Source organism: Myroides odoratus (assembly GCF_001549985.1).
GTDB classification, from domain to species: domain Bacteria; phylum Bacteroidota; class Bacteroidia; order Flavobacteriales; family Flavobacteriaceae; genus Flavobacterium; species Flavobacterium odoratum_A.
This window is the reverse complement of record NZ_LROZ01000001.1, coordinates 416,301-428,377: the sequence shown is the minus strand read 5'-3', so window position 1 is coordinate 428,377 and position 12,077 is coordinate 416,301. Positions and strand designations below refer to the sequence as shown.

9 protein-coding genes are annotated in these 12,077 nt (G+C 37.0%); 4 read left to right on the top strand and 5 right to left on the bottom strand.

The window, feature by feature from the left end; all coding sequences use genetic code 11:
* Nucleotides 1-73: 73 nt before the first annotated feature.
* Nucleotides 74-1,957, top strand: coding sequence for a TonB-dependent receptor plug domain-containing protein (locus tag AWV75_RS01900; protein WP_060872750.1), 1,884 nt, complete (start codon nt 74-76; stop codon nt 1,955-1,957).
* A gap of 427 nt (nt 1,958-2,384) precedes the next feature.
* Here AWV75_RS01900 and AWV75_RS01895 read toward each other — a convergent pair whose 3' ends face one another.
* The 4 genes from AWV75_RS01895 to AWV75_RS01880 form a co-directional block, all read right to left on the bottom strand.
* Complete coding sequence (locus tag AWV75_RS01895; RefSeq protein ID WP_060872749.1) at nt 2,385-3,047, bottom strand: WG repeat-containing protein; 663 nt, start codon at nt 3,045-3,047, stop codon at nt 2,385-2,387.
* A 27-nt stretch (nt 3,048-3,074) separates the two neighbouring features.
* On the bottom strand, nt 3,075-3,830 hold the full coding sequence (locus tag AWV75_RS01890) for an SDR family NAD(P)-dependent oxidoreductase (protein WP_060872990.1): 756 nt from the start codon (nt 3,828-3,830) through the stop codon (nt 3,075-3,077).
* An 11-nt stretch (nt 3,831-3,841) separates the two neighbouring features.
* Nucleotides 3,842-6,130 (bottom strand): hypothetical protein, encoded by a 2,289-nt coding sequence (locus AWV75_RS01885; protein WP_060872748.1) that lies wholly within the window; start codon nt 6,128-6,130, stop codon nt 3,842-3,844.
* Between the two features lie 106 nt (nt 6,131-6,236).
* Complete coding sequence (locus tag AWV75_RS01880; protein ID WP_060872747.1) at nt 6,237-7,244, bottom strand: helix-turn-helix transcriptional regulator; 1,008 nt, start codon at nt 7,242-7,244, stop codon at nt 6,237-6,239.
* A gap of 109 nt (nt 7,245-7,353) precedes the next feature.
* On the opposite strand from AWV75_RS01880, the gene AWV75_RS01875 reads away from it, so the two are divergent.
* The 3 genes from AWV75_RS01875 to AWV75_RS01865 are packed head-to-tail and all read left to right on the top strand — an operon-like array spanning nt 7,354 to nt 11,432.
* On the top strand, nt 7,354-9,723 hold the full coding sequence (locus AWV75_RS01875) for a TonB-dependent receptor plug domain-containing protein (RefSeq protein WP_060872746.1): 2,370 nt from the start codon (nt 7,354-7,356) through the stop codon (nt 9,721-9,723).
* 12 nt (nt 9,724-9,735) lie between these two features.
* Nucleotides 9,736-10,989 (top strand): hypothetical protein, encoded by a 1,254-nt coding sequence (locus tag AWV75_RS01870; protein WP_060872745.1) that lies wholly within the window; start codon nt 9,736-9,738, stop codon nt 10,987-10,989.
* Nucleotides 10,990-10,997: 8 nt separating this feature from the next.
* On the top strand, nt 10,998-11,432 hold the full coding sequence (locus tag AWV75_RS01865) for a DoxX family membrane protein (protein WP_060872744.1): 435 nt from the start codon (nt 10,998-11,000) through the stop codon (nt 11,430-11,432).
* Nucleotides 11,433-11,496: 64 nt separating this feature from the next.
* On the opposite strand, the gene AWV75_RS01860 is transcribed toward AWV75_RS01865, so the two are convergent.
* Nucleotides 11,497-12,069 (bottom strand): pentapeptide repeat-containing protein, encoded by a 573-nt coding sequence (locus AWV75_RS01860; protein ID WP_060872743.1) that lies wholly within the window; start codon nt 12,067-12,069, stop codon nt 11,497-11,499.
* Nucleotides 12,070-12,077: the final 8 nt, after the last annotated feature.

Below are 12,077 nucleotides of genomic sequence, written 5' to 3'. Positions count from 1 at the left end.
TCTTTAAACCGGACTAGAAACGGAGAAAAATCCTCTCCTACATTTGCAGCATACAAATGAATATTGAATACTTATGAAACGTCAATTTTATGTAGCCTTAACGCTTTGTGGCTTTGTAACTGCATCAGGTTATGCACAAGAAAAAAGCACGACAACAGTTGAGGATAATATGGAAGAAATTGTAATTTACAACCAGCGATTACAGCTTCCAAGTACTTTAAAGAATAGAAATATTACGGTCGTTGGGCAGGATCAAATCAAGCAGTTACCTGTAAGTTCAGTTAATGAGTTGTTGAGTTTTGTAGCTGGAGTGGATTTGAGACAGCGTGGTCCTAATGGAACGCAAGCCGATTTGAGTATTGATGGAGGAAGTTTTGAGCAGAATGTTTTATTGTTGAATGGTCAAAAGATTTCGGATCCCCAAACGGGACATAATTCACTGAATATTCCCATTCCATTAGAAGCTGTAGAGCGCATTGAAATTGTACGTGGACCTTCGGCTCGCTTGTATGGAATAAATAGTTTGACTGGGGTAGTGAATATTGTGACGAAAAATCCAAAGAAGGATGGAGTCTTCGCGGCTGTGTACGGAGGTACGAGCTTTAAAAAAGACAAAGAAGAGGATCACAATGAAACCTACAACAACCGAGGAGTTCAAGTAGGAGGAACACTAGTACGTGCCAAAGATAATCACTTGCTATTTGCCAGTCATGATTCTGGAAATGGATATCGCTATAATACAGCCTATCATAACAATAAAGTATTTTATCAAGGAAATATTGTTCCCAATGATCAAAATACCATCATGATTTTAGCAGGGCATGCCAATAGTTCTTTTGGAGCCAATGGCTATTATGCTGCACCAGGGGATAAAGAATCGAAAGAAATTGTCAGTACGACGATGTTGAATTTGAGTTCTCGTCATTATTTATCCGATCGTTTAACGTTTATGCCTAGTGTAGCGTATCGCTATAATTTTGATGATTACCGCTATTATCGCCAGCGTTTAGATGTAGCAAGAAGTAGACATTATACTCATGCGATTACCTCAAATGTCAATGGAGAGTATACCGCTGATTATGGGAAATTCACGTTTGGCGGTGAAATGCGTTACGAAGAAATTAATTCAACCAACATTGGCGATCACAGCAAAAGTAATTACGGATTCTTTGCTGCCTTTCAAAGAAATTGGTTGGAGCAGTTAGATGTGAATATTGGCGCTTATGTCAATTATAACACAAAATACGGATGGGAAGTTTTTCCTGGAATTGATGCGAGTTATAATTTCAATCCGCATTGGCAAGCTACTTTTAACGCTGGTACGGCGAGTAGAATTCCCTCGTTTACGGATTTATACTTAGACCAACGTCCAGGTAATATTGGAAATCCTGATTTAACTCCAGAGAAAGCTTATCAAGTTGAGGTGGGAGGGAAGTATAGAACAGATCGCTTTCAAGCAGAAGCTTTTGTATTCTACCGCGATATTGATGATTTTGTTGATTGGATTCGCGTGGATATGAATCAACCGTACCAACCGTATAATGCGTCTAAAAATAAGACAAAAGGAGTCAATACAGCCTTGCGTTATCGTTTGGGTGATGAGTTGAATATGTGGAATTTAGGGATTTCATATACCTACCTGTCTCCAACTATTGAAAACAAATCAGCAGATGCAGGGGTGCTTTCTAAATATGCCTTAGAAAGTTTGAAACACCAAGTGGTGGGAACTGTAAACTATACCTATGATAAGTTTAGTGTAACCTTAGCGAATCGATTCAATGAACGATTGACGTATAAGAGTTATTGGATTACAGATATTCGTCTGAACTATGCCTTGGATAAGCTAAAGTTCTATATAGATGCTCAGAATATATTTGACACAACCTATATTGAGGCTGGCGCTGTGCCAATGCCAGGTAGATGGTTCACTTTAGGAATAAAGTTTGATGGGCTGTAAACTATACGAATGTTTGAGTTAGTTGTTTATTGAAGATGGGAGAAGAGCAATATGAAAAGAGTACGTCCTACTTTTTTCTTATTTCTTTCTCCCATTTTCTATTTAGGTTTATGGGGGATATTTGTTTTTTGTGAGGTTTGTTTTTTTGTGAGGTTTGTTTTTTTGTGAGGTTTGCTTTTTTGTGAGGTTTGCTTTTTTGTGAGGTTTGCTTTTTTGTGAGGTTTGCTTATCACCTTCCCATAATCCCCCCAGTATGTCACCCCGACGAAGGAGGGGTCGCATCCGTCACGCAACGTTTGTAATGATGTGAGGGGTGTACTTTGCTCTTTGCTCTTTGTGCTTTGTTATTTGTGAGGTTTGTGCTTTGTGAGATTTGTACTTTGTGAGGTTTTGCTCTTTTGTTCATCTTCTTATCGCCTCACCCTCTCTAATTCGATATTTTTATTCCTTTTTTATTGATGGTAAAAGCGCGGAATTTAACCTCCACTTGTGCTTGTCCATTTTCAAAATTGCTGGCATATTCGTATTGAAAGGGAATCATAACTTTCCCTTGGTTATTGATATAGCCAAATAAATTGTCTTTAGAGGCCAAAGCAAGGCCTTCTGAAAAATTACCTACAAACTCATACGAAGCGGGAATTACTTTATCTCCGGTGTTGGAGAAGAATCCCCATAAACCACCTTCATAGTAAGCAATTCGCTCTTCACTACTCGTTTGTAATTCTTCATAGATGTAAGGAATTACAATTTCACCTTTGTCGTTGATGGCGCCTTGATAACCTTCAAAGGTTACAATCGAAACATTATCAACAAAAGATTCGATTTGATGAAATAAAGGTTCAATAAACAGTTCCCCTGTTTTTGTTTTAATCCCAAAAAGAGATAATTCTGGGTCTTGAAACCAACGTAAATTGTTGGCAAATTTAAAATCAGGATCGTTTTTTAAATCAATAAAAACGGTATCCGAAGTCGCTTGGAGTAAAGGGGTAAGGTTTTCTTTCCAAGTGCTTTTAGCTTCACTCGCTTGAAGCGGAGAACTAAAGGTGCAATGAAGTCCAACAAAGAGACTAATTGCAAGAAGGTATTTCATAAAATGATTGATTTTAAATCGTTTACCCTATTCAGGTTTTCTGTAAAAAGTTGTTCCACTAGCCTGTGCTTTCGGAAAAATGGTCATATCTGCTAATTGTACGTGATCGGGTTGATTGATTGCGTATGCAATTGCTTGTGCAATATCATCTGCACTTAATGGATCATATCCTTTGTATACTTGATCTGCTTTTGCTTGATCTCCTTTAAAGCGCACCATAGAAAACTCTGTTTCAACAGCACCTGGTGCAACATTTGTAACTTTGATTCCCTTGGTGTTTAAATCAATGCGCAAGCCTTTTGAAATGGACTCAACAGCGGCTTTTGAAGCGCAATATACGGATCCATTAGCATAGGTCTCTTTACCTGCAATCGAAGATAAATTTACAATATGTCCCCCTCGATTGTGTTGTAATAGCAAGGGTAAAACAGCTTTAGTTACATAAATTAACCCTTTTACATTGATATCAATCATGGCTTCTAAATCTTCGATAGCGGCGTCTTGAAAGGAAGATAAACCATGTGCATTTCCAGCATTGTTGATAAGGATATCAATGTCTTTCCAAGCATCAGGTAAGGAAGCAACAGCCTGAAAAACTTCTTCTTTAGAACGAACTTCAAAGGTTAAGATATGTGTTTCAGTGGTTTGATTTAATTCTTGGGCTAATGCTTCTAATCGCTCTTTTCTTCTTCCACAAAGTATTAAACGATGATTGGGCGCTAGTGCTTTGGCTGTAGCTTGTCCAATACCTGAAGATGCTCCTGTGATAAATACTGTTTTCATATGCGATTGTGTTATAAAATAGTTTGTTTTAGACCTTGTAAAATACATAACCAAAGGTAATTGAAAAAAGACTTTTCTTCTATGCGATTGACCTTTTTTATCTCAACTTCTTTGAACTCCCCTGCTGAGTTTTTGTGAATGAACCAATTACCTATTTTAGAGAGTATTTTCCTTTTCTTTTCTCCATTTTTTCGATATAAAGTTACCTTTAAATCCTTATAATTCATACCAAAAGTTCCCGTTGCTACTTTGTTATTCCCTGTAAAATTGAATTTAACCAAATCTAAATTCCCCTCGGTAGAGGCTTTTACATAGGGTTGTAAGAAGGATTGCATGGCTGTAGCAGGGAAATTTTTAATGGTTCCACTAATGCGAAAGTCGTCTGAACGGTTCAAAACATTAAAAGACCAATTGACTTGTAATGGTGCAGCATTCATAAAACTAGCCTGAATAGCCAATGTGGTGGTTGGTAATTTTGTTTGTTTATAACCACTGTATACATGTTGAATGGAAGCATTGAAATTCCCAAACGTCAATTTTCCTGGTGCAACTGCCTTTTGATCGTATTCTTCATATTCTAAAGTAGAATTGACAATATCTACCTTTTTTAGCTCCAATGTAAACGGAATGTCGCGTAGTTTTTTGCTAAACAACGGTTTTATACTCATATTAAATGTAGGCGTTTTATCGCGGAATATATTGGCATTAATATGGTCTAAGCGAACGTGATCCGCTTTGAAGAATAGAACGTCTTGAGGGTCAAATCCCCAAGTATAATTGGAAAGAGTAATGGCTTTGGTTTTAACTGTAAAAATATCATCCGCATAGGTGAACATGCGCACCATCGTTTTGCGATTATATTTAGGAGTTAGTTCCAAATTACTACAAGTTAATGTTGTATTATGTCCTTGTATTTTATCAATTTTGATATCGTAAAAACGCCCAGTATTCCATTGAATTGCCTCAGCTGAAAACGAGATTTCTTTGTAGCGTACAGGAATCTTATAAGCTAAGGTTTGTGCATCGAGGTGAATTTGCTCAATAGAAGCTTGCACCCCTTTGGTCTGCAAGACAACCGTACGATCCTTTCCTTTTGTCGATGTAAAGCTTCCCTGTTGGAGGGATAGGGTATCAATTTGTACTAAATCGTCAAAAAACACGTCGACTTTTTGGGTTTTAGGCTTTGCTTTTTGTTGGGATTGATGCAAGTGAATATCCGGCTGTAATACCTGAATGGCTCCAATGTGTAACTCTTCTTTGGCTTTGTTTACTACGCGTTTGAGATGTAGACTTCCTCGTTTAATTAACCATTGATTGAGGGAATTAATAGTAATACTATCCATATCAATGGCTGCTATGGTCAAATCAAAAGGTAAAAGTTTTGGATTGACGGAAGTTTTAATTTCTTTTTTACGGGTAGATAATGTATTTTCTTCTACCACTACATCCACAGCAGGTGTCTGAATTTGATCAATATGCAAGTAGAAATCCTCCTGATTTTTGTATCCCCAATCGGTTCCTTTTAGCACCAAGGAAGGGGTATCTATGGTTAAGAGGCGATGGGGTAAATCGGCTTTATCCTTAACCGTTGTCAACGGTTGAAGTAAAAGGCGCGTAGTGCTAATTTGAGTAGGATTGACTTGAATTCCATGAATCGTTAGCTGTTGCGAATCTGACACTAAACTACGGACAGAATCACAAGAAATAATATAATCCTTATAGGTAAAGGGAATGGGTTTATCTTGAGTTTCAACACCGAAGTGAATGCCTTTCAGTTGCGCACTAAAGTTATGTACTTCATGTAAACGAAGATTTTTTTCCACATCATGGATCAAAACATGGGCTTGTTTTACCGCAATCGTTTTGATATCAATGGCTTGAATAAACTGAAGGGGTGGCGTGGGGGTTGTATCTTTTGCAGTTTGGTGTTGGAACAGTTGAATATCAGGTTGAATAATAGTAATTCCCTGTGCTGCGAGGTGATGCCTTTTGATTAAATCCCATAGGGCTACATGCTGGATTTCAATCTGCTTTAATTTACCTTTGAGGTAGGACAGGGTATCGGTTACAGTTGTGGCTTTGGGTTGAATGTCGATGTCTTGGATAGTTAACTTTCGCTCGGCAATCGAATAGTGAACGGATTGATAAGTTAAATCATAAGGAGAGTCGTTTTTTTCTGCTATGATTGTAGGTAAATACTGATTCAGGACATAATTGATTATCCACTGACCCGAACAATATACAACCACAATAAGGATGAAAATACCCCCTATTATTTTATGTTTCTTTTTCAATCGCATAGTTAGGTGTTAAAAACTGTTTACTCAAAGATACCATTTTAGTTACTTATTTGTGTAAAGATGTTTCAATTTTGTTTGGTCTTACATCAGGTAAGAACTTGTTTTTCTATGGATTAAGTTTTGAATAGGAGTGGGGAGTCAGACTGTTTTGGCGACAACTACTTGGTGCATATCCAAAGTGTTTCTTAAAGGCATTGCTAAAATTGGAGGTATTGATATATCCACATTTTATACTAATCTCTTCAATGGAATCGGTTGTATTCAGCAAGTACTTTTGAGCCTGATTCATTCGCAATTCTTGTAAGTAACCGAAAATAGTTGTGCCATATAGTTGCTTAAATCCTATCTTGAGTTTGGTTTGATTGATGCCTACTTTTTTGGATATTTCCTCTATGGTCAGAGGATGACCTATATTCGACTGAATAATATGCGCTACAAAATGAATGGATTCTATATCTCTTGTCGTTAATTTAACGGTTTGAGCCGCTACTTGATCTGCAAAACAGTAGGCTAATATCTCGTAAATCTTGGATTCTAAGTAGATTTTTCGCATCAATCCTTCAAAAGTGCATTGTTTAATCTGTTGGATTGCATGATATAAAGAAGGAGTGATTGAGATGCAATTTTCAGTTAATCCAGCACTTTTAGCAAGGATGATTTGTTGGAGAAAATGATCCAACTGACGATTTTCTCCTGCATATTGACTAATCATACTTAAGGGTAAATGGATATCAAAGGTTTCATAGTCTACTCCTTGATGGAAAGATAGTTCTGATTTCTCTCCACTAGAAGCTAAATAAATCATATTTCCAGTCATAGGAGGAACTTCTTTGGAAGAAGAAAATGAGTTTTTGTATTGAATCGCTTGAGGAGATAAATTGAAATGCAGTTCTAAAAAAGGATCATTTTCCAAACAATCTAAGGTTATGGTTTGTTTGGTCGTGTACTGAAGGGAAACGACTCGTAAATGCTTGTTGATGATTTCCTGTTCAACGGCTATTTTCTCTGGTAGGAGGGCTTTAATTTTCTCTTTTTTAGGGGCAAAATTAGTTTCGTGAGTCGATGGATAATCCACCAGGTCTAAAAAGTCCACAATATCCATTCTATAGCTCATAATAAACCTTTTTACGTAAATCTTACACTCAAATTCGTAAGGCGTATTGCACGTCCTCCCTCTATTTTTGCGTAAAAATACAGTATTTAAATCTATTCTAAATAACAATATGGTTAAATATTTATACTTTTTGTTATGTTGCTCTTCTACGGCTTTGGCTTGTGAGGTATCTTTTTCTGTTCAACGAAATCAAACCCGATCATTTTCGGCTTTTACCTTAGTAGTGAATCAACAAACCTATGGATTGAATGAACAAGGATATAGTGAACGTATAGATTTACCCGCAGGAGCCTATACCATACAAGTATATGAGAATGGAAGGCCTATTGACAGCCAATCTGTTGAGGTTGATTGTCAACTCGTACATTATCCCTTGATACTAAGGGAGAAGAATGAGCAATTAGAGGAGGTCGTGATTCATGCCCAAACGGCACAACAAAAAATAGAGCGAACGCCATTTTCAGTTCAGGTATTGGATATGAAACAAGTCCATAATAAGGGAGGAGATATCAGTAGCCAATTGAATCGCTCAGCGGGAATTAAGGTTCGATCTAATGGTGGTCTAGGGGCTGAAACTCAGTTGAATTTAGGTGGACTACAAGGTAAAGCAATTCGCTTGTTTAAAGATGGCGTTCCCATAGAGTTATTTGGACATGGTTTTTCATTGAGCACCCTTCCCACCAATATGTTAGAACGCATTGAAATCTACAAAGGCGCGATGCCTGTTTACTTAGCTTCAGATGCACTAGGTGGTGGGGTGAATTTAGTAACGCGAAAACCCAAATCTAATTTGGTCGAACTCTCGTATGAAATGGGGTCCTTTCGCACCCATCGAGCGACGGCTAATTTGTTTTTGGTAGGGAAGAATCCAGCGTATTATTTTGGAATGAATACAATGTATAATACTTCTGCCAATAATTATAAGATTGACGCTCCTTTTGTTGATGCAACTACCGGAGAACAATACACAAAAAAAGTACGTCGATTTCACGATGGAACCTCTTCGTATTATGGAGAACTAGTTGCTGGGGTTCGAGATAAAGGCTGGGTGGATGATTTGAGTTTTACATTTGTATTTTCCGATTTTTACAAAGAAATACAGCATGATAGTGAGATGGGAAAGGTATTTGGAGAAGCAGATAGCTCCGAGCAAAATTATGCGGCTATTTTATCGTATAAGAAAGGTTTTTTGGATCAACGACTACAGGTAAATGCAGTATTAAGCTGGAGCCATTTTAATACCAAACTCACGGATACAGCTACAGTTCGATACAATTGGGACAATGAGATTATCTTGAGCGATCAAGTAATAGGTGAAATAAACAAAGGAGGAAGTCAACAGCAGTTGCATTACAATTTACTTTCAGGTAGAATTAACGCTGCATTTCAAGTCAATCCCAATCATTTTCTTGAGTTTGGAAAATTGATCTACTATCAACGCAGAAAAGGGAGTGATCCATTAGGAGCGGTTTCTCCTGTTGCACAAGTCGATGTATTGACGATTCCTGCAACGTATCAAAAAAGTATTACTGCTTTAGCCCTGCGTTCACTTTGGTTGGGTGATCAATTAGAAAGTATGATTTCACTAAAACAGTACAACAGTCAATCGAAAGGATTTACGACAGATAAATTCAATTTCGCTTGGCAATCTTCTCAATCCAATACCCAATGGGGCTATCTCGGTGGTTTGAAATGGGATGCAAAACCGTATTTACTCAAGTTGTCCTATGAATATGCTACTCGTTTACCCGATGAGATGGAGGTGTTTGGAGATGGAGTTTTGATCAAGGAAAATTTAGATTTACTTCCGGAGACGAGTCATAATATCAATGTAAATGCTGCTTATGCCTATGGGAAATCTACACATAAGGGTACAGTAGGGCTTACTCTTTTTTATCGCCGTGTGAAAGATGCTATTTTTCTTCAACCTGATATTCCGTATAACCGATACATTAATTTTCACCAAGTAGCGATTAAGGGAGTGGAGGTAGAGGTAACCCATCACATTAAAGAGCAGTTTGACTTGGGGATGAATATGACCTATCAAGATATTAGACGCATCAATGAAAGAGCAGAATTTAAGATGTATGAAGGCGCTCGTGTGCCCAACATTCCTTTCTTTTTTGGAAATGCATTTTTCACCAGTCACTTTCACAGCCTATTTTCCACTCGAGATAAAGTGAGTGTGAACTGGAATCTCAACTATTTACATCGCTTTTATCTGACTGATATTCCCAAAAAACAAGAACCTAGTCTTTTTGGAAAAGCGGATATGGTGGATTCGAAGTTAATTATCCCCAATGATGGGAGATTAGGGCAGTTTACCCATGATATAGGGGTGTATTATCACTTTGGTCATCGAAAGATTAATCTAGCCTTAGAACTACTTAATGTAGGAAATGTAAAGCGCTACGATAATTTCAATGTACAAAAACCTGGACGTGCTGTTCAATTTAAAATTGTTTACAAAATCATTTAATAATTCAAAATCATGAAAAAACTTACATTCAACGGGATAGCTGCGGCTTTCTTGGCTACTTTTTTGCTGTTTTCGTGTAGTAACGATGACAATTCACAAGAACCAACACCACCTGTTAATCCAGATGAGTTACCAAAAGACGAGTTATGGGTTATCTTCAATGGAACAGAAAAATGGGCAGGCGGTATTTATGCTTTAGATGATGCAAAATCTCGCGTGATTGATTTGTCTGCAGTTCCTTTTTATCAGTTGGGATATTCAGCGGGAGGCCGTGTTGTGGATAATGTATTGTACAAAAAAGATGGAGCCTTAGCGAGTGAAGTAGGACTATCAAAATATAAAATGGAAGGGAATAAATTTAGTACCGATGGATTCATTAGTACACCAAATAATACGTATGAAACCAACTATCTAGTTGTGAGTACTACAGAAGGATATTATTGGGATTCAGCAGCTGGAGGATTAAAAGTACAAAAATTTAATCCACAAACGATGCAGCGTATAGGTGAAGTAGATTTCTCCTCTCTTTCTGATGGGAGTTCTTATGAAGCAGCAGGTCAGTTGATTTTGGCGAAACGAGACAATAAACTGTATGTGGATATTCAACACGGAACACGTAGTACCGCTTGGCAAGTGAAACCGAATGTTCAACAAGTAGAAATAGCAGTATATGATTTGACTACAAATAAAATAGAAGGAGTTACTTCTTATGAAGGAGCAACTAACTTAGGTTTATTTGCAGACCATGTTTTGTGGAGTTTAGATGAAGTTACACAAGATTTATACGTGATTGCAGTGGGTGATATGACTGTTCAAAAACCAGAATCGAAAATCCTGCGTATTAAAAAAGGAGAAATTAAATTCGACCCTACTTTTGAATTGAAGATTTCGGATTATCAATATCCGAGTGATTTCAACAGAATTTTTGCACACAACAACAAGGTGTATACAACAATTTCAAGCCGTCCAACTTCGTATTATGGCGGAGGTCAACATGGTGTTTCGTATCGAAAAGATATTTGGTACTGGAACGAAATTGATGTACATACAAAAAAAGCAACTCGTTTAGACATGTTACCGGATAATTTCTATTCGTATCAAAATCCATTTTACCACAACGGAAGTATCTACTTCATCTCAAATAATTCAGAAGAAAATTTTGCAGGAGCGTATCAATACAATCCGAAGTCAGGAGAAGTTAAAGAAACATTTCGTTTAAAAGGAAGTGGACGTTTAATGGGCTTCCATATTATGGATAAAAAATAAATAGGATAATGGAAAAAGTAGTTCAGCGAATTGGCCTATTCATAAGCTATCTCTTTCGTGCTTTTCTAGCCTATGTATTTATTCCACATGGCTATGAAAAATTGACAGAAACAATTAGTCAACAAGAGTATATCGACTTTGGATTAGGAGGAGATTTCTTGGATTTTTATTTGATTTGGGAAAGAACAAACTTTATTGAAGTGATTGGTTTTGCTCAATTGGTTGGAGGACTATTACTCTTGTTTCGAAGAACTTATTTCTTTGGCGCAGTTTGGTTGTTTCCTATTTCAGTGGGGATGTTCTTGACTCATGTTTACATCAGTCATGCACTTGATTTTATTTATTTTGACTTGTTGGTCTTAGTTTTTAATCTGTATCTCATTGTTGAAAATTATGCTGCTATTCAGGCTGCTTTTTTCAAATCACAGAAAACGTGGATTTAAAAGGGAGTAAACGAAGCTACGATAAGCATAAAAAAAGAGAACCATTGGTTCTCTTTTTTTATGCTTATCGTATAATCAATTGATGTTTTTTCAATAATCCATCCAAAGCTTCTTTGGCAAAGATGGCGTTTTTCAGCTTGGTTGAATCTGGGTCAATATCAAAATTGTAGCTGGTGTAAAAATCGGCTTTCTCCGCTTTGGCTTTGGTGAAATTAGCGCGATACAAATTACAATTGTCGAACATGGCTTGCGATAAATCCGCTTCCATAAAGTCCGCACTAATCAAACTACAATTGATAAAAGCTGTTTTCTTTAAGTTCAAACCGTAGAATAAAGATAGCTCTAAATTGCAATCAGTAAATGAAAATTCAAAAATGGTTTGATCCATCATGGTGAAGTTTACCTGTGTGAAATTACACGTTTGAAAATGACAATTTCGCAATCCTACGTAATTAATGGCTGCATTTCTAAAGTTGCAGTTTTTGAAATCACAATCAATAAATAGTGTCGAAAGAAAGGAACACGCCCTAAAATCACAGTTGATAAACTTACAATTTTCATACTCTTTAAACGAAATACTATTCGGTTCAAAAGTAATATTTTCAAAGGTTTGGTCGTATATAAAATCAGGGGTCATAGGATAGT

What these genes read in the sequence shown, in the direction of transcription:
- AWV75_RS01900 (WP_060872750.1), top strand. Translation starts at nt 74, where the DNA reads ATGAAACGTCAATTTTATGTAGCCTTAACGCTTTGTGGCTTTGTAACT.
- AWV75_RS01895 (WP_060872749.1), bottom strand. Translation starts at nt 3,047, where the DNA reads ATGAAATACCTTCTTGCAATTAGTCTCTTTGTTGGACTTCATTGCACC.
- AWV75_RS01890 (WP_060872990.1), bottom strand. Translation starts at nt 3,830, where the DNA reads ATGAAAACAGTATTTATCACAGGAGCATCTTCAGGTATTGGACAAGCT.
- AWV75_RS01885 (WP_060872748.1), bottom strand. Translation starts at nt 6,130, where the DNA reads ATGCGATTGAAAAAGAAACATAAAATAATAGGGGGTATTTTCATCCTT.
- AWV75_RS01880 (WP_060872747.1), bottom strand. Translation starts at nt 7,244, where the DNA reads ATGAGCTATAGAATGGATATTGTGGACTTTTTAGACCTGGTGGATTAT.
- AWV75_RS01875 (WP_060872746.1), top strand. Translation starts at nt 7,354, where the DNA reads ATGGTTAAATATTTATACTTTTTGTTATGTTGCTCTTCTACGGCTTTG.
- AWV75_RS01870 (WP_060872745.1), top strand. Translation starts at nt 9,736, where the DNA reads ATGAAAAAACTTACATTCAACGGGATAGCTGCGGCTTTCTTGGCTACT.
- AWV75_RS01865 (WP_060872744.1), top strand. Translation starts at nt 10,998, where the DNA reads ATGGAAAAAGTAGTTCAGCGAATTGGCCTATTCATAAGCTATCTCTTT.
- AWV75_RS01860 (WP_060872743.1), bottom strand. Translation starts at nt 12,069, where the DNA reads ATGACCCCTGATTTTATATACGACCAAACCTTTGAAAATATTACTTTT.